This is a genomic window from Pseudoruegeria sp. SK021 (assembly GCF_002119405.1).
Classification (GTDB): domain Bacteria; phylum Pseudomonadota; class Alphaproteobacteria; order Rhodobacterales; family Rhodobacteraceae; genus Meridianimarinicoccus.
Map to the genome: position 1 here is coordinate 197,898 of NZ_MTBG01000002.1, position 23,311 is coordinate 221,208.

Annotated in this window: 25 protein-coding genes and 1 tRNA gene; 6 read left to right on the forward strand and 20 right to left on the reverse strand. The window is 59.6% G+C overall.

Going from position 1 to position 23,311, the window contains the following annotated elements; translation table 11 throughout:
• Positions 1-63: 63 nt before the first annotated feature.
• The 4 genes from htpX to BV911_RS03490 form a co-directional block, all read right to left on the reverse strand.
• Positions 64-996, reverse strand: coding sequence for a zinc metalloprotease HtpX (htpX, locus tag BV911_RS03475; RefSeq protein WP_086052190.1), 933 nt, complete (start codon positions 994-996; stop codon positions 64-66).
• 112 nt (positions 997-1,108) lie between these two features.
• The gene (locus BV911_RS03480) at positions 1,109-2,584 is read right to left on the reverse strand and encodes a carboxypeptidase M32 (RefSeq protein WP_086052191.1); all 1,476 of its coding nucleotides are present in this window, start codon (positions 2,582-2,584) and stop codon (positions 1,109-1,111) included.
• The gene (ctaA, locus tag BV911_RS03485) at positions 2,581-3,735 is read right to left on the reverse strand and encodes a heme A synthase (RefSeq protein WP_086052192.1); all 1,155 of its coding nucleotides are present in this window, start codon (positions 3,733-3,735) and stop codon (positions 2,581-2,583) included. Before ctaA ends, BV911_RS03480 begins: the two co-directional genes overlap by 4 nt.
• 53 nt (positions 3,736-3,788) lie before the next feature.
• Positions 3,789-4,547: an RNA methyltransferase gene (locus BV911_RS03490; protein ID WP_086052193.1), complete on the reverse strand. Its 759-nt coding sequence runs from the start codon at positions 4,545-4,547 to the stop codon at positions 3,789-3,791.
• A 95-nt stretch (positions 4,548-4,642) separates the two neighbouring features.
• Here BV911_RS03490 and BV911_RS03495 point away from each other — a divergent pair, with 95 nt between their 5' ends.
• Complete coding sequence (locus tag BV911_RS03495; RefSeq protein WP_086052194.1) at positions 4,643-5,263, forward strand: thiamine phosphate synthase; 621 nt, start codon at positions 4,643-4,645, stop codon at positions 5,261-5,263.
• Positions 5,264-5,276: 13 nt separating this feature from the next.
• On the opposite strand, the gene BV911_RS03500 is transcribed toward BV911_RS03495, so the two are convergent.
• The 3 genes from BV911_RS03500 to BV911_RS03510 all read right to left on the reverse strand — a co-directional run bounded on the left by BV911_RS03500 (position 5,277) and on the right by BV911_RS03510 (position 7,187).
• A complete protein-coding gene (locus BV911_RS03500; RefSeq protein WP_086052195.1) occupies positions 5,277-6,107 on the reverse strand; it encodes a 1-acyl-sn-glycerol-3-phosphate acyltransferase in 831 nt (276 codons plus the stop codon).
• The gene (locus tag BV911_RS03505; protein ID WP_086052196.1) at positions 6,104-6,883 is read right to left on the reverse strand and encodes a GNAT family N-acetyltransferase; all 780 of its coding nucleotides are present in this window, start codon (positions 6,881-6,883) and stop codon (positions 6,104-6,106) included. Before BV911_RS03505 ends, BV911_RS03500 begins: the two co-directional genes overlap by 4 nt.
• A 130-nt stretch (positions 6,884-7,013) precedes the next feature.
• Positions 7,014-7,187 carry a DUF3553 domain-containing protein gene (locus BV911_RS03510; RefSeq protein WP_086052197.1) on the reverse strand — a complete coding sequence of 58 codons (174 nt, stop codon included), beginning with the start codon at positions 7,185-7,187 and terminating at the stop codon, positions 7,014-7,016.
• 46 nt (positions 7,188-7,233) lie between these two features.
• Here BV911_RS03510 and BV911_RS03515 point away from each other — a divergent pair, with 46 nt between their 5' ends.
• The gene (locus BV911_RS03515) at positions 7,234-7,833 is read left to right on the forward strand and encodes a histidine phosphotransferase family protein (protein ID WP_086052198.1); all 600 of its coding nucleotides are present in this window, start codon (positions 7,234-7,236) and stop codon (positions 7,831-7,833) included.
• Positions 7,834-7,850: 17 nt separating this feature from the next.
• Here BV911_RS03515 and BV911_RS03520 read toward each other — a convergent pair whose 3' ends face one another.
• The 7 genes from BV911_RS03520 to BV911_RS03550 all read right to left on the reverse strand — a co-directional run bounded on the left by BV911_RS03520 (position 7,851) and on the right by BV911_RS03550 (position 13,810).
• On the reverse strand, positions 7,851-9,110 hold the full coding sequence (locus tag BV911_RS03520; RefSeq protein ID WP_086052199.1) for a glutamate-5-semialdehyde dehydrogenase: 1,260 nt from the start codon (positions 9,108-9,110) through the stop codon (positions 7,851-7,853).
• Entirely contained in the window at positions 9,107-10,210 is a 1,104-nt protein-coding gene (proB, locus tag BV911_RS03525) for a glutamate 5-kinase (protein ID WP_086052200.1), read from the reverse strand. The genes BV911_RS03520 and proB overlap by 4 nt, the downstream gene beginning before the upstream one ends.
• The gene (gene obgE, locus BV911_RS03530) at positions 10,198-11,235 is read right to left on the reverse strand and encodes a GTPase ObgE (RefSeq protein ID WP_086052201.1); all 1,038 of its coding nucleotides are present in this window, start codon (positions 11,233-11,235) and stop codon (positions 10,198-10,200) included. The genes proB and obgE overlap by 13 nt, the downstream gene beginning before the upstream one ends.
• A gap of 112 nt (positions 11,236-11,347) precedes the next feature.
• Positions 11,348-11,890 carry a GNAT family N-acetyltransferase gene (locus BV911_RS03535; RefSeq protein ID WP_086052202.1) on the reverse strand — a complete coding sequence of 181 codons (543 nt, stop codon included), beginning with the start codon at positions 11,888-11,890 and terminating at the stop codon, positions 11,348-11,350.
• A 295-nt stretch (positions 11,891-12,185) separates the two neighbouring features.
• Positions 12,186-12,455: a 50S ribosomal protein L27 gene (gene rpmA, locus BV911_RS03540; RefSeq protein WP_086052203.1), complete on the reverse strand. Its 270-nt coding sequence runs from the start codon at positions 12,453-12,455 to the stop codon at positions 12,186-12,188.
• A gap of 15 nt (positions 12,456-12,470) precedes the next feature.
• Entirely contained in the window at positions 12,471-12,812 is a 342-nt protein-coding gene (gene rplU, locus BV911_RS03545) for a 50S ribosomal protein L21 (protein WP_086052204.1), read from the reverse strand.
• A gap of 167 nt (positions 12,813-12,979) precedes the next feature.
• A complete protein-coding gene (locus BV911_RS03550) occupies positions 12,980-13,810 on the reverse strand; it encodes a hypothetical protein (RefSeq protein ID WP_086052205.1) in 831 nt (276 codons plus the stop codon).
• Positions 13,811-13,936: 126 nt separating this feature from the next.
• On the opposite strand from BV911_RS03550, the gene BV911_RS03555 reads away from it, so the two are divergent.
• Together BV911_RS03555 and BV911_RS03560 are read left to right on the forward strand one after the other, a co-directional pair.
• Positions 13,937-14,026 (forward strand) — tRNA-Ser (locus BV911_RS03555).
• A 158-nt stretch (positions 14,027-14,184) separates the two neighbouring features.
• Positions 14,185-14,844, forward strand: coding sequence for a hypothetical protein (locus tag BV911_RS03560; protein ID WP_139840021.1), 660 nt, complete (start codon positions 14,185-14,187; stop codon positions 14,842-14,844).
• Positions 14,845-14,960: 116 nt separating this feature from the next.
• Here the strand turns inward: BV911_RS03560 and BV911_RS03565 are convergent, their stop codons facing one another.
• From BV911_RS03565 to BV911_RS03585, 5 genes are all read right to left on the reverse strand, one after another.
• Positions 14,961-16,472 (reverse strand): tripartite tricarboxylate transporter permease, encoded by a 1,512-nt coding sequence (locus BV911_RS03565; protein WP_086052207.1) that lies wholly within the window; start codon positions 16,470-16,472, stop codon positions 14,961-14,963.
• A gap of 10 nt (positions 16,473-16,482) precedes the next feature.
• Positions 16,483-17,019 carry a tripartite tricarboxylate transporter TctB family protein gene (locus tag BV911_RS03570; RefSeq protein ID WP_168183967.1) on the reverse strand — a complete coding sequence of 179 codons (537 nt, stop codon included), beginning with the start codon at positions 17,017-17,019 and terminating at the stop codon, positions 16,483-16,485.
• 70 nt (positions 17,020-17,089) lie between these two features.
• Entirely contained in the window at positions 17,090-18,085 is a 996-nt protein-coding gene (locus tag BV911_RS03575) for a tripartite tricarboxylate transporter substrate binding protein (protein ID WP_086052209.1), read from the reverse strand.
• Between the two features lie 34 nt (positions 18,086-18,119).
• Positions 18,120-18,962: an SDR family NAD(P)-dependent oxidoreductase gene (locus BV911_RS03580; RefSeq protein ID WP_168183968.1), complete on the reverse strand. Its 843-nt coding sequence runs from the start codon at positions 18,960-18,962 to the stop codon at positions 18,120-18,122.
• Between the two features lie 23 nt (positions 18,963-18,985).
• Positions 18,986-20,170 (reverse strand): mandelate racemase/muconate lactonizing enzyme family protein, encoded by a 1,185-nt coding sequence (locus tag BV911_RS03585; protein ID WP_086052211.1) that lies wholly within the window; start codon positions 20,168-20,170, stop codon positions 18,986-18,988.
• A gap of 132 nt (positions 20,171-20,302) precedes the next feature.
• Between BV911_RS03585 and BV911_RS03590 the strand changes: the two genes are divergently transcribed.
• Entirely contained in the window at positions 20,303-21,952 is a 1,650-nt protein-coding gene (locus tag BV911_RS03590; protein ID WP_086052212.1) for an SMP-30/gluconolactonase/LRE family protein, read from the forward strand.
• Positions 21,949-22,833 carry an SMP-30/gluconolactonase/LRE family protein gene (locus BV911_RS03595; RefSeq protein WP_086052213.1) on the forward strand — a complete coding sequence of 295 codons (885 nt, stop codon included), beginning with the start codon at positions 21,949-21,951 and terminating at the stop codon, positions 22,831-22,833. The genes BV911_RS03590 and BV911_RS03595 overlap by 4 nt, the downstream gene beginning before the upstream one ends.
• A gap of 277 nt (positions 22,834-23,110) precedes the next feature.
• Here BV911_RS03595 and BV911_RS03600 read toward each other — a convergent pair.
• Positions 23,111-23,311: IS3 family transposase (locus BV911_RS03600; RefSeq protein ID WP_139840022.1), on the reverse strand; the 201-nt coding region annotated here is incomplete at its 5' end.

Consider the following 23,311-nt stretch of genomic DNA (forward strand, 5'->3'; position numbering starts at 1 on the left):
CAAGAGCCGGAGGATCATCCAGACCCTCCGGCTCTTGCCGTTCTCGCCGCTATCGCTCGCGGTCTAACTCCACGGGCCTTGATCACGCTTGCGCGCCCGCGACACCTTGGGCAGCGACGATGGCTGGTCCGCCACCCTGCGGCGCGACACCGGCGCGACCGCCGCTGGCCCGGCCATGGCCCGCAACCGCGCCACCCGGTTGTCGGTCTTGGGATGGGTGGCAAACAGATTGTCGATCTTATGGGCGTGCAGCGGGTTGATGATAAACATATGCGCCGTCGACGGATGGCGTTCGGCCACGTCATTATCCACCCGTGCGGCCACCCGTTGAATCCCTTCAAGCGCACTGGCCAGCGCCAAGGGATTGCCGCAAATCTCGGCCCCAATCCGGTCGGCCTCGTATTCGCGGCTGCGCGAGATCGCCATCTGGATCAACGCCGCCGCCAGCGGCGCAAAGATCGACATGGCAATCACGCCGATAATCCCCATCTTTTCCCGGCTGCCGCCGAAAAACATCGCAAAATTGGCAAGGATCGAAATGGCCCCGGCAAAGGTTGCCGTCACCGTCATGATCGCCGTGTCGTGGTTGCGAATATGGGCCAACTCATGCGCTACGACCCCGGCCACTTCCTCGCGGCTAAGCCGGTCCATCAGGCCCCGGGTCACCGCAACGGCAGCGTTGGACGGGTTCCGCCCGGTGGCAAAGGCGTTCGGTTGGTCGGTCTCAATGATGTAGACTGCGGGCACCGGCATATTCGCCGCCCGTGCCAGATCGGCCACCATCGATCCAAGGCCCGACCGATCCCCGGGGGCAACCGCCCGGGCATTGTGCATCGACAACACCATCCGGTCGGACTTCCACCACGTCAACGCGTTCATCGCCACGGCAATCACCAGCGCGATGACGGCGCCATAAGCCCCGCCCAACAGCGCGCCAACCCCCATGAACAAGGCGGTCATCGCCGCCATCAGAATTGCCGTCTTCACATAGCCCATTCATCAGCCCTCATATTTGGCATCCCTGCCGGATATGGGCCCGCCACCGGCGTTGCGCAACAGGTCCGGCAGCGTGCGCAGGGTCCGACGAAAGTCCGATAAAAGTCCGACGTTAGTCCGACGCCGCCATTTCGCCGAATTTCGCCTCAAGATAATCCAGCAACGGACCTTCCGACGGGGCCGCGCCGGTGGCATGTTCAATGGTCTCACGCCCGTCGCGCAACGCGCCATGCCGCTGCACCCGCTCGGCCAGCCATGCTGTCGCCGGGGATGGATCGCCCGCCGACAAATGGGCATCCAGCGCTGGAATATCGTCCTTCAACGCCTTGAAAAGACAGCCAGCGTAGACATTTCCAAGACTGTAGGTCGGGAAATATCCGAACAGGCCAACCGACCAATGCACGTCCTGCAACACCCCAAGCGACGCTTTCGGCACCGCCCGGCCAAAATCGGCTCTAAAGCGGGTATTCCACGCGTCTTCAAGGTCCCGGACATCCAAAGCCCCTGAAATCATGGCCTTTTCCAGATCATAGCGCATCAGAACATGCAGGTTATACTGCACTTCATCGGCCTCGGTCCGAATGAACCCCGGTCCGACCCGGTTTACCGTTCGATAGAATTCGTCTTCATTCCGGATACTTAGGGGACCAAATTCATCCTTCATCCGGCCATAAAGCCAGCCACAAAACGCCCGACTGCGTCCCAACTGGTTTTCATAGGTGCGGCTCTGGCTCTCATGCACCCCCATTGAGGTGCCCCGTCCAATCGGCGTCAGCAGATAGTCCAGATCAACCGCCTGCTCATAGCAAGCATGGCCAACCTCATGAATTGTCGAATAAAAACAGTTGAACGGGTCAGCCGGATCAGTGCGCGTCGTGATCCTGACATCCACGCCTGAGCCGCTAGAAAATGGATGGACAGCTTTATCGATCCGGCCCCGGTTTAGGTCATATCCGAACACACGCGCCAATTCCGACCCGAGGACCATCTGCGCCTGTTCAGAAAATTCCCCGGTAATTGCAGGGGGTTGCTCAATCCCGAACGCCTGATCGCGCAAGGCCACCAGACGCGGACGCAACGCCCCAAACATCTGATCAAGGTCGGCTGCCGTAACCCCGGGCTCGTAATCGGCCAGCAAGGCATCATAGGCCACCCCGCCGGGCACCAACGCCGCCGCCTCTTGTCGTTTCAGATCAACCACTTCCGCAAGCCTTGGTGCGAATGCAGCGAAGTCATCTGCCGCCCGCGCCGCCGCCCATTCCCCTTGGGCCAGACTGGTGACACGGGCCAACCGCTGCGACAGAGCCGCAGGAACTTTGCTGGCCCGGTCGAAATCCCGCTTCAATAACCGTAAGTTGGCCGCTTCAACCGGATCAGAGCCCACGCCAGCATCCGCCAGCCAGTCACCAACCCGCGGATCACAGCGCCGGGCATGCAAGATGCCCTCCATTGCGGACATCTCGTCACTGCGTTGGGCCGCGGCACCGCGGGGCATAACCGTCTCTTGATCCCAGCCCAAACGTCCAGCAACCGCCGCCAACGCATTGGTTTCACGCGAAAACGCCATCAACTCGTTATAAGCACTCATTTGCCGGCACTCCTGACCGATTGTTCGATTGGGTATTGGCTGCGGAACCGCGCCCGCAAGATCATCACCCATAAGCCGACAGCGCCGAGCAGATGCAAGATCGCGATATTCCACGGCGCGGCATAGAGCACTGTCATGATCCCCAGCGCGACCTGAACACAGGCCATCAGCATCATCGTATGGAAGGCGCCTGCCGTACTGCGATTGCCGGATTTCCGGCCTTTCGACCAAACGACGATGGTAAAGGCGAACAGAAGATAGCCGACGATCCGGTGAACAAACTGAACCAAACCTTGGTTTTCAAAGAAATTTCTCCACAACGGTTCGATCGCGAATGCCGCAGGAGGAAAGACCTGACCGGCCATCAAAGGCCAATCGGTAAAGCTGCGCCCGGCATCGATCCCCGCCACCAGCGCCCCAAGCAGGATTTGCACTAGTGCTAGATGCATCACCCCGGTGGACAATCCAAAGAGCTTTGCGTCCCGACTGCGCCGCGCTTTCAGCAACGCGCTTTCCGGGCGGCTGAGCAACTGAACATCCCACGCAATCACGCCCAGAATGGCGAAGGCCAGCCCCAGATGAACGGCAAGCCGGTACGACGCCACCGAGGTATTGCCGTCGGTCAAGCCCGACGCAACCATCCACCAGCCAATCGCCCCTTGCAAACCGCCGAGCACGCCCAACCCCAGCAGACGCAAGGTCCAACCGGGCGGGATCTGCCGGAACAGCGCGAAGCCCGCAATCCCTACCGCCCAGACCAGACCGATCACCCGGCCAAGTTGCCGGTGACCCCATTCCCACCAATAAATGCTCTTGAACTCGGCCAAGGTCATCTCTGAGTTCATAATTTCGAACTGCGGACTTTGTTGGTACTTTTCAAATTCGGATGTCCAGCCTGCTGTGTCCATTGGCGGCATCGCCCCCGTGACGGGCCGCCATTCGGTGATCGACAGGCCGCTATCGGTCAGGCGGGTTAAGCCCCCGACCACGATCATCACCACCACCAATGCGAAGAGGACAACCAGCCACGCCCTGACGGCAAGACGGGCGCCGCTGCGATGCTGCCGCTCGATCACACCCGCGCCGGATGGCGACGGATTGGGGGCATCGCTGCCCACCTCTTCGAAAATGCTACGTTTCTTCTGGCTCATGGACCACTCCCCGTTGCCGCGACACGCTAGGCCGCTGCGTTCTGGTCTGCAATCTAACGTTGGTCGTCGCCGCGCTCTTTCCAGCGGACCATCTGCCGCAGGATGCCATGCAGGATCTGGGTATCGGCACGGGTCAACGGCATCCGCGACCACAGATTGCGCAGCACGACTTTCATGCTGTCTGCCTTGGTCTCTGGAAAGAAGAACCCGGCCTGATCCAGCCGCTCTTCGTAATGGCCTGCAAGCCGTTCCACTTCGACCGCTGTGGCCCATTCATTCCCGGCCAGATCGACGCGCTCGGCCGCAACTTCAAAGGTCTGGCGACGCCATTCATAGGCCAGCAGAAGCACACATTGCGCCAGATTGAGCGAGGCAAAATCCGGATTGACCGGCACCGAAATCAATGCGTTGGCGCGGGCAATGTCATCGTTTTCCAAACCGGCCCGTTCAGGTCCGAACAGAATGGCCACCCGCTCGCCCTGCTGCACCCGCTGCCAGGTTTCGATCATGGCCTGCTCAGGGGACAGAATAGGGTTGGTCATCCCACGCCCACGCGCTGTGGTCGCCAGCACATAGGTGCAATCCGCGATCGCATCAGCGGTGGTGTCGTGCAGCCCCGCCTCGTCCAGCAGACGCCCGGCCCCGCTGGCCACCGCCACGGCCTTTGGATTGGGCCAGCCATCGCGCGGCGCCACAAGACGCATCCGGTCGAGGCCGAAATTCCACATGGCACGCGCGGCACCGCCGATGTTTTCCCCCATCTGAGGGCGCACCAGTACAAAAACCGGCGGAATATGGGTCAGATTTGACATGGCGCGGGATCTAAGCCAGCGCATCACAAAGGGCAATGGCTTGTGAGACGCCGGGCCACAGGGTAGGTCTCGCAAAACAACGACATGAGGCCGACATGCCCGCTGATGACCGCCCACAACTTTATCTCGTGACCCCACCCGACTTTTCCATCGGCGGGTTCCCCGACAAATTGGCCGCCGTGCTGGACGCGGCACCGATTGCCTGCCTGCGACTGCGCATGGCCAGCACCGATGAACAGACCGTCGCACAAGCGGCAGACGCCTTGCGCGAAATTGCCCACGCCCGCGATGTTCCGTTGGTGATTGACACCCATTTGCATCTGGTCGAACGGCTGGGCCTTGATGGCGTGCATTTGACTGATGGGGCAAAATCGGTACGCAAGACCCGCAAGGATCTGGGCGCGGATGCAATTGTCGGCGCGTTCTGCGCAACCTCACGCCATGACGGACTAGCCGCTGGCGAAGCTGGCGCGGATTACGTCAGCTTTGGTCCCGTCGGGCAAACCGTCCTCGGCAGTGGTGAAACCGCTGAGGATGATCTGTTCGCATGGTGGTCGGAAATGATCGAATTGCCCGTGGTGGCCGAGGGCCGTCTCGATGCGGATGCCATTCGCCGCCTGACCCCGATCACAGATTTCTTTGCCATCGGCGATGAGATTTGGCGGCAAGACGATCCAACGCAGGCGTTGAAAGCCCTGCTGGCAGCGATGGAGTAACCGGGCGACCCGGTCACTTCCCCAAGTTGGCAGTGACCGGATCGCGCACCATGTGCTCTGCGACTTTGGCAATTGCCTTACGGTCGGCAAAGTCGCGAACAGCCAAAGGCGGGTGATACACCACCTCGACCCCGCCCTGTGGCCACGCCCCCAAAACCTTCAACACGTGCTGGCCAAAGTTCATCCCGCCCCACCAGCCATAAAACCGGGGATCCTGACCTTTCGGCGCGGTGTACATCACGCTGACCGGCTGCACCCAGATGTCATCCTTCAAAGCCTCATCGAAGAAGGCCGCGAACAGGGTTGGTTTGAACTCCAGCACTCGCTGGGAATCGGTGCTGGTGCCTTCGGGGAAGAACAGCAGTTTGTGGCCCGTTTTCAGGCGCGATTCGAACATCAATTTCTGGGCTGCGGCCTCGCGACGGTCGCGCATGATAAATAAGGTACCCGTTGCCCGCGCCAGCCAGCCGATCCCGGGCCAGTCGGCCACTTCGGTTTTGGCGACGAAAAATATCTGCTGACGGGCGCTTAGTGTGATGATGTCCATCCACGACGCGTGATTGGCCACCACAGCGCCATGCTGCCGCATCGGGGTGCCACGGGTGCGGAACCGCATGCCCAGCAGCAGGAAGGTCAGATAGGCCGTTCCTTGGGTCAGATAGGGCGTCACCGGACGCTTGAGGCCAAAGAGCGGTGCCTCAATCAACCGGCCCAGCACCAGCAGCAGCGACAGCGTCAGGAACAAGATCAAAATCGGAACGCCGCGTAGAACGATCAGCACCCAATTCAGCGGGGACGTCGGAATGGTCAACGGCGGTTCATCGGATTTCCAAGTATGGCTCACAGGTCGATCCCTCGAGTATAGATCGCGCGTTGGCGCGGGTTCATGCGAGCGGTATCAAGCACCAGACACACATCAATTGTATTGAACGCGCGATCCACGTACGCACCGTCACCGATAAATCCGCCCAACCGCAGATAGGCTTTGATCAAGGCAGGCACCTGCAGAATGGCCGCAGCGCGATCAAGGTCTGTGGCCCGACGAAGGTTCAGAGACTTGTAATGTTCAGGCAGTGCACGCACCCGCAAATCTTCCGGCGCAAGATGACGGTGGTACAGCAGGGAAAGGGGCGCAGCCAGCGCCGCCAAATTGGTGCCGTGGAAGCTGGCCGTTCCGAACAGGATCTCGATCTTGTGCTCCAGAGTAAAGGCCGCAAGCGCCGTCCAGAGGTGGTACATCGCCGGACCGCCCCGGTGATCGGGATGCAGACAGGACCGGCCCAATTCTAGCAGGCTCCGACCGCTGCGCTCTAGCACAGACAGATCAAATTCCCCGGCCGAGTAAAAGCCGCCCGCTTTGGCCGCCTCGGACCCGCGCAGCAACCGATAGACACCAACCACATGATCAAGGTTGGCCGGATCCTTCGACAGATCGACTAAGATCATCTGCTCGCAAAACGGATCGAACCGATCGCGTTCCAACCGATTATCATGGTCCACCAATGGCCCATCGCCGCCCAGTTCTTCGACGAAGACCTGGTAGCGCAGACGCTGTGCCGCGATGAAATCCTGCTCGTGCGTTGCGAGACGCGCGTCGTATTGCGGAGATGCCGAGGACATCAGTTCCTTATCACTCAAGACTTTCGGCCCGTTTATATAGTGTTCCTGGTGCATTTTGAACCTGCATCGATGGGCAAACTTCCCAAAGATTGACAAGATTAAAGGTTCTGTTAACCATTATAGGTAATTTTCATGAACGATACTCAATTTCGAGGTCCACTCTGCTCGCGTCCACAACAATCTTTCCCATATGCTCAAAATTCACTGTGACCTTGCCGCCGATATTGGACTGAACCTGACCGAGGCCCCAATCTGGTTGGTTGGGATGCCGGACCAACATTCCGGGCTCAAGCAATGACGTCATAGCAGCTTTCCTGTTTTCGACGCGTCCCAAGAAACGGATCATCCCGATGAACCAAATCCCCAGAGACCTTGTCGCCCTGCTGGGATCACGAATCTGTCATGACCTTATCAGCCCGATTGGTGCCATCGGCAACGGCCTAGAATTGATGGAGATGAGCCGAAGCGCCGAGGGCCCTGAAATGGATCTGATCAAGGCGAGTTTATTGAACGCGCAAGCCCGCATTCGGTTTTTCAGGATCTCCTATGGTGCCACGGGCGATGGTCAAGCCATTGGCAGTCGCGAAGTCAAATCGATCTTGCAGGATTTTACAATTGGCGGGCGGGTTCGGATCGATTGGCAAACCGAAGGCGAAGTTCATCGCGACGACACCAAATTGGTGTTCCTGCTCCTGCAATGTTTGGACACCGCGATGCCTTATGGCGGCGACGTGCGGATCACCCGCTCGGACCGAAGCTGGACCCTCAGCGCACAGGCCAAGAAGTTGAAAGCCCTGCCCGAGCTCTGGTCCCACCTTGACGGTGACCCCAAGCCCGGCCCGATCACACCGGCGCAGGTTCAGTTTGCACTGGCACCGCAACAGGCCGCTGCAATGCAGCGCAAATTGTTCGTTCGTGTCACGGACACAGAGATCAATCTGCAATTCTGATCCGTACCTCATCGCCTTTAAGCACGGATAGTGCCGTCTCCGGTCACCAGATACTTGAAACTTGTCAGCTGGTTGGCCCCAACGGGTCCGCGCGCGTGCATTTTCCCGGTGGCGATACCGATCTCAGCGCCCATACCAAATTCACCGCCATCCGCAAACTGGGTCGACGCATTGTGCATCAGGATAGCACTGTCCAAGCGCATGAAAAACCGATCTACCGCCGCGCCATTTTCCGTCAGAATGCAGTCTGTATGGTTCGAGCCAAATTCCTGAATATGAGCAATCGCCGCATCCACACCATCGACGATTCGCGCCGCGATGATCATGTCCAGAAACTCCCGGCCAAAATCATCCTCTGACGCTTGGACCGTTCCGGGCACTGATTGCAGGATCTCATCGGCACGAACCTCGACCCCGGCGGCAATCAGATCAGTCAAAAACGGCGCACCATGACGGTCAAAATAGGCACGATCCACCAGCAGGCATTCCGCCGCGCCACAAATTCCAGTGCGCCGGGTTTTGGCATTCAGAATGACATCTCGCGCTTTGGCAGGGTCCGCGTCGGCATCGACATAGATGTGACAAATGCCTTCAAGATGGGCAAAGACCGGCACACGGGCCTCGCGCTGCACCAGCCCGACCAGCCCCTTCCCGCCCCGCGGAACAATCACATCGATGGACTCGGTCATCGTCAGCATTTCGGACACGGCAGCCCGGTCCCGGGTCGGCACCAGTTGGATCGCATCTGCGGGCAGTCCCGCAGCCGTGACGCCCTCAATCAGACAGGCATGCAGCGCCGTCGAACTGTGAAAGCTTTCCGACCCGCCGCGCAAAATCACCGCATTGCCAGCTTTCAAGCACAGCGCACCAGCATCGGCGGTGACATTAGGACGGCTTTCATAAATCACACCGATGACGCCAAGCGGGGTTCGGACACGGCGGATGTGAATGCCGGTGGGTTGGTCCCATTCCTCCAGAACCGCGCCAACCGGATCGTCCTGCGCCGCAATCGCCCGAAGCCCAGCCGCGATGGCATCGATCCGAGCGCTGTCCAACTTCAACCGGTCGAGCATCGCATCCGTCAGAGCTTTGTCCCGCCCGAACGCCATGTCCTTCTCATTCGCCGCCAGAATCTCGGGCTTGCGCCGCTCGACGGCATCCGCTGCGCCCAGCAAAGCTGCGGTCTTCACCTCGGACGGCGCAAAGGCCATCTCGCGCGATGCGGCCCGCGCCCGTGCGCCAAGCCCTGCCATCAAAGTGGAAATGTCGTCGCTCATAGCACCATGTCATCCCTATGAATCAGGGCCGCACGGCCCGCATAGCCCAGAAGATCAAGAATTTCGCCGGACTGGCGCCCCTTGATCACCCGGGCTTCGTCGGCAGTATACCGGCTGAGCCCCTTGCCCAGAACCGCGCCGGTCCGATCGCCAATTTCAACCGGGTCGCCGCGACCAAAACTGCCGGTCACAGACCGTATTCCCGCTGGCAGCAACGACTTACCTTGGCGGAGCGCCTGCGCGGCACCGTCATCGATCACCAACCGACCGCGGGTCTTCATCGCCGCAATCCAGCGTTTGCGCGCCTGCTGCGGGTCAGTATCTGGCAGGAACCACGTACAAGGCGCCCCCGACATCAACCCGCTCAAGGGGCGATCTTCGGCACCCTTGGCGATCACCATCGCACACCCGGCCCCCATCGCCATCTTCGCCGCCATCAGTTTGGTCACCATCCCGCCGCGCGACAGACCAGAAATCCCCTCGCCGGCCATCGCTTCGATTTCAGGTGTGATCTGTTCGACCACATCAAACCGTTTCGCGGTCGGATCCAACCCGGGATTTGCCGTATAAAGCCCATCCACGTCACTGAGCAGCACCAGTTGATCGGCACCGATGGTCGCGGCAACCTGAGCCGCCAACCGATCATTGTCACCAAAACGGATTTCATCGGTGGCCACCGTGTCATTTTCGTTCACGATCGGGATCACGCCCAACGCCAGAAGCTGTCCTAACGTGGCCCGCGTGTTCAAATAGCGGCGACGATTGACGCTGTCTTCCAAGGTCAGCAAAACCTGCGCCGTCGTCAACCCATGCGGACCCAAAACCTCTTCATAGGCCCGAGCCAGACGGATTTGCCCAACGGCGGCAGCAGCTTGGGACTGCTCCAGCGGCAGAGGCCCGTCCGGCAGGCCCAGAACGCGGCGACCCAACGCGATCGACCCGGACGACACCACCACCACATCGACGCCGCGGCGCCGCATGTCGAACAAGTCTGCGGACAGGCTGCGCAGCCAATCGACCCGAAGGCCTGTCTCGCGATCTACCAAAAGGGCCGATCCGATCTTGACGACCAGACGGCGAGCTTGGGTCAGGGACGCCACGTCTCATCCTCATCATTTGCGGTTCGGAACCGCAACTTGTCGTCTTCGATCCGCCCCCGCACCGCGCGCAGCACTTCGACCAGCCCTTCGCGGCTAACCCCGGACATCATCAGAACCGGTGCGCCGCAGGCCTCTTCCAAGGCCGCCCGCGCCTCTGCCCGTTCTTCGTCATCCAGCGCATCAATCTTGTTCAAGGCGGTGACGCGCGGCTTGTCAGCCAGCAACCCGCCATAGGCCTCTAGTTCGGTGATGATCGTCTGATAATCACCGGCCACGTCTTCGGAGGTGCCATCGATCAGATGCAACAGAACCGAGCAGCGCTCCACATGGCCAAGAAACCGGTCACCGATTCCCTTGCCCTCATGGGCCCCGGCAATCAAACCCGGAATGTCTGCCATGACAAATTCGGCATTATCCACCCCGACCACACCCAGATTCGGGTGAAGGGTGGTGAATGGATAATCTGCAATTTTAGGACGGGCATTCGAACTTGCAGCAAGGAAGGTGGATTTTCCGGCGTTCGGCAAGCCCAGCAATCCGGCGTCTGCAATCAGTTTCAGCCGCAGCCAGATCGTCCGCTCTACCCCGGGTTGACCGGGATTGGCATGACGAGGGGCTTGATTGGTCGAGGATTTAAAATGCAGGTTGCCAAAGCCACCATTGCCGCCCTTGGCCAGCAAAACGCGATCTCCGACATTCGACAGATCTGCAATCACCGTTTCTTCGTCTTCGTCCAGAATTTCGGTTCCGGCCGGGACTTTCAGGATGATGTCATCGGCGCTGGCGCCGGTGCGCTGCTTGCCCATCCCGCCCTGCCCGCTTTTGGCGAGAAAATGCTGCTGATAGCGAAAGTCGATCAGCGTGTTCAGTCCTTCGACCGCCACGGCGATCACATCGCCCCCACGCCCGCCATCGCCGCCATCCGGACCGCCGAATTCGACATAGCGGTCGCGCCGGAAACTGACCGCACCCGACCCACCGCCGCCCGAGCGAATATAGACTTTGGCTAGATCGAGAAATTTCATGACAGGACCCTTGTGTTGGATGACCCCATTAGTCGGAAGTCAGCAAAGACTCAATGCGGCTTCGACCTGCCGGGCCCGGGACCAATCGTCCCGCGCCTTAACCCATTCCAGACTAGGCCGTGAGTCGACGCAGATAAGTCCAGGTCGACACCATGGTATTTTGCGCCACGGAAAAAGCTTCCGCATCGCCGATATAATCAAACCCTGCATTGCTCAGCACCCGGGCCGAAACCGGGTTCGATTGAAATACTTCCGCAAAGACAGTGCGCACATTTTGCGGGTTCGCCTCTAGCAAGCCGACCACGGCTTCTGACGCGTATCCGGCATTCCAGAACGCCGGAGCGACCCAATAACCGATTTCCGACCGCTCAGGGGACAACCGTTGCAAGGTCACGATGCCTAGCAATTCGGCCAGCCCTGCCTCGGTGCCATCCATCGCCCAGACGTCTTCTTTCCGGTCCGACTGCAACGACCGGTCGATAAATGCCGCACTTGCCCCCGGCGGCAGCGGATGCGGAATCGCCCGCGTCTGAGAGGCCACCCGGATGTCCCCGAAATACAAAGACAGCAAGCCTTCGTCGGACCGACGCAGCGGCCTTAGATGCATCCGCTCTGTCGGAATGGTCACCTGATTGACAATTTTCTCTTGGATCATGTGTTTCCTCCCAAAAACGACATTTGAATGCCTTTTACGTCAAATCTTTCCGTGCCCGTGTGGGCGTGAAATTAGACCCGTAGGTGCCCCCGCCTTCAGACGGCAACCCATAAACAATAGATGGCGATGACGCCTCACCAATCAAGATTGGCGCCGCCCCTTTGCCACAGGATCGGTAAAGGGCGCCCTAAGATTGGCAACAGACGGCGCCTTTGCAATAATCCTGCCGAAAACGGCAAGGGGGACCGGCGTTTCCGCCGATCCCCCAAGTGTTCCATCACTCTTTTGGTTCGGCTTACTCAGCGGCCTCAGCCACTGGCAGAACCGAAATAAAGGTGCGACCCTTCAGGCCGGTGTGAAATTTCACAGCGCCTTCCGAGGTTGCAAAAATGGTGTGGTCACGGCCCAGGCCAACGCCCTCACCCGGCCACCACTTCGTGCCGCGCTGACGCACGATGATGTTGCCAGGAATGACGGCTTCGCCACCGTATTTCTTGACGCCAAGGCGGCGTCCGTCAGAGTCGCGACCGTTGCGGGATGAACCGCCTGCTTTTTTGTGTGCCATCTGTCGTGCTCCTCTTTATTCTGCGGCGGCCGGGGCTGCTGCGCCCGTTGCCACAACGTCAGTGATGCGGACCAGTGTCAGCTTCTGACGGTGACCCTTGGTGCGCTGCGACGAATGCTTCCGGCGGCGCTTCACAAAATGGATGACTTTCTCACCCTTGATCTGGTCGATCACTTCGGCCTTAACCGAGGCGCCAGCGATCAGCGGGCTGCCAACAACAACCTCGTCGCCACCCAACATCAGAACTTCGCTGAATTCGATCTTGTCACCAGCAGCAACTTCAAGTTTTTCCACGCGCAGCACATCGCCGCTTTGGACCTTGTATTGCTTGCCGCCGGTTTTGATAACCGCAAACATCGGTATTTCCTTTTATCTTCGCATCCTTCGGTTCCACATATTTGTGAAATTTCGCGGGGTTCCGCACCTGGGACAGCGCGCCTTACGGCGAATTCTTTCAGTTCCGGCCAATCCGGAAGCCGCCATATCAACGAAACAAGGGCCGAAGTCAAGCTTCGGGACCGTGATTATATGTCTTCTGAGGTCAGATGGCGGGCCAAGGCCTCCCCTGTCTCCAGTGAGGTGCGGACGAACATCCGATCAAACGCTAAAAACAGGGCCGCGTTGAAGGCCTGCCCCGCGTCACTGGCCGAAAACGCAATATAGCCGTTCAGGTCGTCATCAGACAACGGCTGATACGCCAGCGACAAATACCCATAGAGCCAAGCGACCGTCGCCAAACGAATCTCTGGCTCTTGCGACCACACTTCCATGAGAATCCCGGAATCGGTTCCTGGCGCGAGATCCCGCAAAGGCGCCCCCTGCCGCAAACCACGCAGGAACGCGGCATTTGCATTCATTGCCCCCAGAACATTGCTCTCGATCAGGTTGTTGACCGCGATAAATTCCTGCAACTGCGCGGTGCGCGCGGTGCCGTCTTCGGCGACGCCATCAAATCGTTCCATGACATGGGCCGCAACATCGGGATCAAGCAACGCCTCGCGGGCGGACATCTCAAGCGCCACGATCTCCTGTCCATCCGGGCTTTGCCAGAACTCTAGAATCGCGGGCAAGTTTTCATCAGGCAGCGCGTCGCTAAAATCGTCCAGCATTCGCGGCCCGACCACGGCGGGATCGTTGATCCCGGCGACGACCTCGCGCCAGCCTGGATCGCGCGCATCACTGCCGGACATATCCATCGCCAAGTCCAGTCCAGAGGCCACCGCTTCGGCCTGAAGCACGGTCAGCAGGCGCGACACCTGCAGAACCTCAAATAAGGTCTCTTCCGTCTCGGCGGCACGCGTAACGGCCACCTGCAACGCCCACATCAGCGGCACAATCATCAGAAAAATACGCATCAATCCTCCACGTCATCTCAGAAGGATGCGGCACAGGAAAAGAAAATACAACGGATCACCGCGCCGCCGCCGAAAAGTGGTTGCACAGGGACAGAGCATTGTCTAAACGGCGCCAAGCCACGACGCGGAGAGATGCCGGAGTGGTCGAACGGGGCGGTCTCGAAAACCGTTGAGCCTTTGCGGGTTCCCAGGGTTCGAATCCCTGTCTCTCCGCCACTTTTCCAGTGGCATATTACTAGTCTTCTACACTGCTCGGCGATCACGTCGATACGCTCGGCGACGGACGCTGAATGATGGCGGTCGCAGCCCGGATAAGGCTGTGCACGACACATCTGGGATCTTGCAGACCGGTTTGAAGGCCGTATACCACCGCCATGAAAACGAATAGATTCTCCTTGGATATGCGCGCCGACGGCAGTGCGCGCTTGTCGCTCAGCTACACGGCTAGCCAACAAAACGGCATTTCGCGCATCTCGTGCGAGGTTGCTGCCGCTGAGTTGGTCCAATTGGTGCTGTTCGCGGAAATCATCGGCCTTCAAGCGGCGCTGAACGTGCCGCGCCAGACAGAGTTGACCCTTGACGGACTGGTTCTGCAATGCGGCGCAATCGATCGTGACGTCCTGTCGATCACCCGACAAACCGGACTGTCATCGCAAACCGCCTACGGCTCTCTCAATGCGTTTCTGAAAGAGTTGGAAGAGGTCACGGATATGTGCCTCGGGCAAGCCGAAGCCGCTGCATATGGCCCAATCCTGAAGGACCTTCTGGGAAGTTGCCGGCAGCCAGATGATCTGTTGGACCAGCTTTCTCCGGATATGGCCGAAATCATTCTTCACCGCTTGCAAGAGATGGCGTTTCTGATTCTGACCGAAGAAACGGCGTTAAAGGGATCGAAACTGGCCCGCAAACTGCGTCGAAAAAAGGGCCGCGAAGACGCCTTGCCGGATGTGGAATCCGTCCTGGCATCCCTCGCCCAGGAATTCACCTGCGACGAAGAGGATCTTGCACCCGTCTCTCTGTGTCAGCACCACTAACGGGCCAGTCAGGCGCCGTGAGGACGCCTGACCATTGGGTCTGGTGACTGGGGTTTGACACCGGGTATCGGGACGCCTGCACCGACCGAATGGGATGCCGCGACCGTCTGAACCTGTCAGCTCGACCGGGACATCATCCAACCGAAGATCTGTTGGCGCGTCTTTTTCGGCGTAAGCGCAAAGATCAGCACGATCAAATCGATCGCAAGGATCGTAGTCGCGATGGGCCGCTCCAATATGAACCAAGCGCCATCATCGGAAAACAACAGCGTGCGCCGGAAGCTGCCTTCAGCGATCGGCCCCAAGATCAACCCGATCACAATCGGCGCAAGCGGGTAGCCATAGCGGCGCAGGCCAAAACCAAGCATCCCGAACACCAGCATAGCCCACAGATCGTCCACCCGTGACTGAACAGAATAGACGCCGACGATCGACAACAGCAGGACCGTTGGCACGAGGTATTGCTTACGTAGTTTCAGGACAGCCACGAAGAGCGGTGTCATCAGAATACCCACGAAGAACAACACCACGTTCGACACTAAGAAGGCCAAGAAAATCCCGCCAACGGCGTCGCCGCTCAGGGCAAACATCTGCGGCCCCGGCACCAGACCGAGAAGAAGCAGCGCGCCCAGCAGAACGGCCGTGGCCGCATCGCCCGGGATAGCCAAGGCCAGCGTCGGGATCATCGCCCCGCCACAGGCCGCATTGTTCGCCGACTCCGTGGCAACGACGCCGCCCTCGGCGCCTTTACCGAACTCGGCATCCCCGGCAAGTGGCCGCCCGCGAGCGATGGCATAAGCGGTAAACGACGCGATGATGCCACTGGCGCCGGGCAATGCCCCAAAGAACACCCCAATCGCACTGGAGCGAAGCAGATTGCGCCAGTGTCGCAAGGTCATCTTAATCGACCGCAAGGAGATCCGCACCGGCTGCACGTCTGGCTTCTTGCGATACCCGCCTTCGATGATCTGGAACGCAGCCTCCGACAGCGCAAACAGTCCAACGATGATCGCAACAATGTGAATGCCGCCCGACAGCGCATTGGTGCCGAAGGTGAACCGGGCCGCGTTGGACAACGGGTCGCTCCCGATCATGGCCAAAAGCACCCCAAGCGCACCGGTCATCAATCCCTTAACCGTGCTTTCGTCAGAGACGACTGAAATCGACAGCAGTCCAGTAATCGCAAGGGCAAAATATTCCGGCGGGCCAAAGTTGGTCGCGACGCTTGCCAACAATGGCGCACCGAAGATCATGACAATGCCGCCCAGAACACCGCTGATCGACGAGGCCGCAATGGCCAGACCGATGGCATCGGCCGCGCGGCCGTTGCGCGCCATCGGGTATCCATCCAACAACGTCGCCGCCGCCAAGGGCGTGCCGGGAATGCGCAGCACGATGGCGGAGATCGCCCCGCCACAGGACCCGGCCACGAATATCGAGATGAGCAGCCCCATGCCCGCGACCGGTTCCATATGGAACGTCAACGGCAACATCAGGATGATCCCGATCAGCGGCCCAAGCCCCGGCAGGACCCCCACGATCATGCCGACAACGGTGCCGAACAGCACGCCGCCGATGACCTGCCATGACTGAAAACTATCCAGACCGGACAGAAGAATATCGAACATGTGCGTATCCTTACAGGGTTAGCCCGAAACGGCCGAGCGGCAGAACGACCCGAAGCAGTTCTTCGAACACAAAACCGATCGCCAAGGTCAGCAACACGGCCACAAGTGCGGCGATCCAGACAGGACGTGTTTTGAGAGTGAGAAACATGGCCAGCAGAAACAGCACGGTTGCTGGATAGAACCCCAACACAGGTAGACCCAGCAGATAGCCGACCAGAATACCGAACCCGACAAGGCACCGCAGCGCGTTTTCCCGGGGCGCGTCATACATAAATTCGGCGCTCAGCTGCACCCGGCGGCGCAACAGTTGCACGAATTGAATGGCACAGAGCCCAAGGATCAAGTTGGCTATAAGCCGGGGAAACAACGCGGCGTTATTCACCGCATCCCCATCGGCATAGCCAGCGTCGGTCAGCGGCCCCAGAATTTGCTGATGGACGAACAGGGCCAGCGCAACGAAAGCGCCGAGCGCGATCCATTCGCCGGCCGCCACCCGCGCGACGGTCGTGGCGGTCGTGTCGTCCTTGCGTAGTTCACTGTCGCTCATCATGCGCCCTCACCAAGCCAAGGCCGCCCCAGCAGAACTGGGATGGCCGGTTTTTTTTCATTGGGGTCGATTACTTTTTCAACTGCTCAGCTTCCCAAGCGATCGCATCCTTTGCGGCGGCAATCTGATCGCCAATCGGACCCACGATTTCTTCATACTGATCCGGCGAATACATCGTCGGCAGGAAGCCAGCGGCTTTCAGTTTTTCCTGAACATCTGGGCGCAGCAATGCCGCTTCCATGGCAGTATTCAAGGTCGCAACAATGTCATCCGGCGTATCTTTGTGAACCAGGAACCAGTTCCAGCCCGATGGGGCCAAACCGGTCAGACCGATATCCAAGCCGAGATCATCCAAGGTCTGGGTCTCATCGTCATAGGCTGCGGCGACGTCGTCTTCGTTGGTGAACGCGACAAGGGTCTTAAAGGCATCTTTGTTGCTTTGGAACGTGATCGGGTCGTTAAAGCTGAAATCCAACAGACCGCCGCGCAGATCCTTGAACGCATCGCCATCCTGCGGGTACGGGATATTGCGGGCATAGACGCCTTCAGTTTGCAGCAGCTTTGCAATCACCATGTGCGGAATGTTCCCGATGGAGCCGCTGGAATAGCGGGCTTTGCCGGGATTTTCCTTCAGGTACTCAATGAACGTCGCGTAATCGGGAAACCGCTCATCATCCTTGCGGACCACAATCGCGAACGGCACGCGGGTCGCGGACCACAGCGGCGTGAAATCCTGATAGGTGAACTCGGTATTTCCTGCGAGGGGTTGCAGGATCAGCGGCGCGACCCATCCGTCCAAAAGCGTGTATCCGTCAGCGTCATCGTCTTGCACCGTGTTGAAAGACTTCACACCTGCGGCACCCGGGGTCGAGACCACGGTGATGTTGGTGTCCAGTTCTTCGCCCATGGCGTTGGTGATGATCTGAGCCATGGCAAAAGCCGATCCCGGCCCCCATGGAAACATCATCTCGATATTGCGTGACGGGTAGTCATCTGCGTGGACCAGTCCGCCGAGCGGGCTGAGCAGGGCTGCGACGGCGGCCGTTTTTAAGAATCGAGTAAACATGAATCCTCCCTAGTTTACAGAGCGTAGTTTGGTGTCAGGATGCGGCTTCAAGCGTGTCCCGTACACGTGGCGCGGCATCGCTACCGGGCCGGGCGATTTGGGCGGCACCGGCGACATAGACGGTGCTTCCGGTCGTGAAGGTGTTGTCAGGCGCCAGAAGAAACAGGGCGGGTTTGACAATATCATCCGGCACCCCTGCCCGTCCTGCGGGATTGGCGCTGCGGATAAACTCTTCCCAGCTGTTCCGATCCTCGCGACGAAAGGCGTTGCGATCGGTCTGAATCAGCCCGGGCGCGATATTGTTGATCATCACGTTATCGCTGGCGCATTGCACCGCAAGGTTTTCGATCAGATTGCGCAAGGCCGCCTTCGTCATGGCATAAATCGGCATCTCTGGGCTGGGCGCAACTTCTTGCACCGAACCGATCGTGACGATCCGGCCATAGCCTTCGGCCTGCATCGACGGCAAAACTGCCTGCAACAGAGCGATGTTGGCGGTAATATTCACCTGAAGTTGCACCGCGATATCTGTGGGCGTCTGACGCCAGAAGGCTTTGTTAATTTGGGCGCTGGCGGACAAAACCAAAGTATCAAGCGCCCCAAGTCTGCGCTCGCACTCCGCCACCAAGGCCTGCGCGGCACCGGCCTGCGCGATATCGCTTTCAATGGCGACAGCGGTGCCGCCGCTGGCGGTGATCTGCTCGACCAAACGGTCGGCGGCTCCGGCATGGCCTGCCATTTCGTCAGCGCGCGCCGAATAGCTGATTGCCACCCGCGATCCCGCCTTGGCAAGACCAAGGGCGATGGCCGCCGCGATACCGCGGCTGGCACCCGTCACAAGCGAGGTGCGGCCAGAAAAGGCGTTATCGGCGATCATAGCGGATGTCCTGTCTAATGATGTCATGCGTCGGGGCCAGCACCGGGCGTGCCGAGGAAGCTGGCCAATCGGTTGGCTGACGTGACTTGTGAAAGTTCCAATGCCTCAGCGGCTGGTGTGAAACCGAAACCAGCCCCGCTGGCACACGCGACGCGTCCATCGTTTACCGATGCAGCGTTCGGCCGGATGCGGGCGGTCATCTCGGATTCGCCGATCTGTCGTTCCAGAATTAAGAAAGCCGGTACGCTTGCCGCAACTTCGACCGACACCGCATCAAGGACCGGACCGACGGGATTGTGCAAGCTGGCACCGACGCCAGACGCTGCAGCCAAACGCAGCATGGCGACGCCTTCCTGAAGGCCCGTCAGGCGCAGATCAGGCAGGACAACGTCGTGTCCGCCTTGGGCAATCAACTGAGCCATCTGCCAAGTATTGGTAACAGCTTCCCCGCCAGCCAACCGGGCACCGCCCGCATGGCATGCCGCGCGAAGACGCCGCTGGTCATCCGGCGTGATCAGATGCATTGCCGTCGGATCTTCGATCCAAACCACGCCCATACGGCACAGCTCGGCCACCACTTGCCGGGCACCTTGAAGATCAAACCGGTCGTGACAGTCGACAAAAACATCGGCATCGGTGCCAAGCTCAGCCCGGACCGCAGCTACCCTATCGAATCCAACCTGCATTACTGCCCGCCGCTCAGACCAATCCAAACGATCCCAGCGGTAGCCATCAAACGGCGCGATCTTGACGGCGCAAGCACCGGTCGCCTGCACGATATGGCGGGCTTGCGCCGCAAATCCGCCCGGGCTGCGATCCTGAATTCCGCGATTAATATTGGCATAGAACGGCACGGAGGCTTGTAGCGCGCCGCCCAGCATTTCGGCCAATGGCAGGTTGGCGCGACGCGCGGCCAGATCCAGACCCGCTTGCTCCAGCGCACTGAACAATGCCCTGCGGCCCGGCGCAATTTCAGCTTGGCGCAGCGTCGCGATCAGCTCCTGCACACCCCGGGTTGGGGCTTGCTTCAAGACTTTCGACAAGTGACCGGCCAGCTCAACAATCTCGGCTTCATTGCCGAAACTTGTGGCCTCGCCCCACCCTTCGCACCCAGCGCTATCGCGCAAACACAGGAACAACCACGTGGTCTTGGCCGACACGGCAGCCTGCCAAAGCGTGGCTTCAGAAATTGTAATGGCGTGGGTCATTCCGTCCTCCGTTCCCACAATGTGAAACGATATTCAAAACGTGTCAACATGCGATATTGAGATAAATCTGCTTTCTATATGTGACATCCGTGCGCTAAGGTCGCCCCGTTAGATGAGCAGGGAATTTTCCAAATGCAGATTGATGACCCCCTGACCGAGACCGAGGATGTGCCGGGCGCGCAGTCGCTGACCCGCGGCATTGACCTGCTGCTATTGCTGGGACGCTCTGCCCCGCTCAGCTTCAAGGAAATCCAAGATCATCTAGGGTTATCAAAGGGCTCCGTCCATCGCCTGCTGTCTGCCCTGCGTTCGCGGCGACTTATTCGCTATGATCGGCAAACACGGCGATACGCCATTGGCGCGACGGTCATGTCACTGGCGCGCGGCGCCTTGGATCGCGATGCGACCGTACGCGCCTGTCAGGCCGAGATGTCGCGCCTGACACAGGTCCTGCGGGTGCCGTGCTGCCTGTATGTCAGTGATGACGACTCGGTTTTCGTACTGGATGCGGCAGATCCTGCCGGACGTACGGTTCGGGTTTGGCCCCGTTTAGGCCTGCTGGACAGCCCTCCGGGACAAGCGATTCTGGCGGCACAGCCAGCGGGGCGCAAGAATGAGTGGTCCGCCGACCTTCAGCGCGTCATCAGCAAGGCCCGCGCCTTGGGTTATGTTGCCGGCTTTGGCGACCCTTTGTTCGTGGCCGCGGCAGTCCGAGACGGCGACGGCACCGTGGTTGGCGCATTGTGCTGTCAGTTCGACCCTGCGGGAACCCACCCCGATGCGTTGCACATGGCCGGCCAAACCATCCGCGAGGCAGCCCGCCGCGCTTCGCATCATGTGGGGCTGACGCAACGCCTGAATGAACAGGTCATCGCGCCCCGTCCCGATGCGCCGTTCCGCGGCACTGTCCGCGATACTGGCCGTGATTATGTCGGAGAAAGCCCCAGTTGGTGCGCCACCACGGGACGATTGTGGTGGCTCGACGTCTTGGCCCCCGCCCTGCGTTGGCTCGATGTGGGCAACGGCACAAACGGCCGCATCCTCCTTGAAGGTTTGACCGGTGGCCTTGCATTGACCACTGATGAAGAGTTGCTTCTGACCGGCGAAAACGGCCTGTCTTTGTTCCATCCCGGCACCGGCCTTTCAACCCCGTTGGTTGATCCAGAATCCCACCGTCCGGAAAACCGGTTTAATACGGTGGGCGTTGACGCAGAGCACTGTTTGTGGACCGGCACGATGCCGTTGGACAATCTGGAAAAAAGCGGCACGCTGTACCGGATTCGCCCGGATCTGTCGGCGGACATCATCGTCTCGGAAATCTACTTACCTAAGAACACTGTCTTCAGCCAAAATGGGCGGCGCGCCTATCTGACCGAGCAGGACCCCACCGCAGGACATGCCGTTCTTGTGGCCTATGATCTTGGCGATGATGGCATGCCCTGCGCGCGCCATGAACTGTTCGTCGGGTCAGACGAGATCGGGCAACCGGCAGGTCTGGCCATCGACGCCGAGGATTGTCTGTGGGTCGCCATGCGTGGCGGCTGGTCCGTCATTCGTCTGGATGCGCACGGTCAACTCTTGGCGCATGTCCCGTTGCCGGTCCCAATGCCGACCGCCCTGACCTTTGGCGGCCCGGATATGGGAAGCCTGTTCGTGACCTCGACCTACTTGCGGCTGCCCCCCGGCTACAATGATATTGCGCCTCTGTCCGGGCGGCTGATCGAACTCAGGCCCGGCGTGACCGGCCTGCCCCCTGTCCGTGTCAAATTGGAACGACCATGACCCACCAAAAGCTCGACTTCACCCCACGCCACAGCGCCATGGCCCTGACGGGCGAGACGCCACTTTGGGATGCGGCGCGCGGCTGCCTTTGGTGGCTCGACATCCAAGGTCAAAGGCTATTGCAGCACGTGCCGGATGGTCAAGATCGCGCCATTCCGTTGCCCACCCAATGCGGGCTCATCGCACTTGCCGAAAGCGGACGCCTGATCTTGGGCCTGGAAAACGGCCTCGTTGCGTTAAACCCCGAAACGATGATCTGGGAACGCCTCAGCGACACCGAAGCCGATGCGCCATCCCGACGCCTGAACGACGGCAAGCCAGACCGCCAGGGACGGCTGTGGTTTGGCTCAATGGACATGTCCGGGCGCGGTATCCCCACCGGAGGCCTCTTTCGACGGGATATCGACGGCACCGTGACCAAGGTCTTAAGCGACATTGCCATTCCCAACGCAATTCTGGGCGACCCAGACGCAGACGCAATTTGGTTCACGGACACACCGACCCGAACGCTGGAACACCTGAGCCTTGACGTCGATGGCAATGTGATCAAGCGAAAACCCGTCCTGACCTTTCCCGAGGGCGATCATCCGGATGGGATGAGCATGGATAGCGACGGCATGCTGTGGATTGCCATCGTCGGCCCCGGTCAGGTGATCCGCGTTGACCCAAGCACAGGCACCATTCTTCAACGGGTTCAACTTCCAGTCCGTCGGCCAACCATGCCAATCTGGGGTGGACCCGGCAACAACACGCTGTTCGTTACCAGCCAGCGGCGCTTTCTCACCGCGCAAGAACTGTCCGAACAACCATTGGCTGGCGCGTTGATTGGCGCAAGCGGGAATTATGCGGCAGGTCCGGTTCTGCGCGTCTCAGGGGTATAACTGCGCGCTTTGCTCTCGGAAATGCTATTGTAGTTCAAACCGGCCCTTCCCCGCCGAGACGAAATTTCGGGATCTTTCCGGCTGCCCAGATGAGTTCCATAAAATAGCTGTTCCCAATGCCGGCTGAAGCTACAAAGCACAACGCACCGCAGTCAAAGCGCGCAAATCCTCTTATCTGAGCGCTTGCCTTCGAAGGCGCGCTTGCCGACCTTCGTAAGGGTCCGGCGTCACTGCTCTGTGAACCGCGCCGGGTTTGCCGGAGGCTGAATTGTCTTAGTTACGCGGCCATATCTGATCGTTCCATAGCAGCATAGAAGTTTGCTTCTGCCTCAGCGGGCGGGATATTCCCGATAGGTTCCAGCAGGCGGCGATTGTTGAACCAGTCGACCCATTCGAGGGTGGCATATTCGACGGCTTCAAAGCTGCGCCAGGGGCCACGGCGATGAATGACCTCAGCTTTGAATAGGCCGTTTATCGT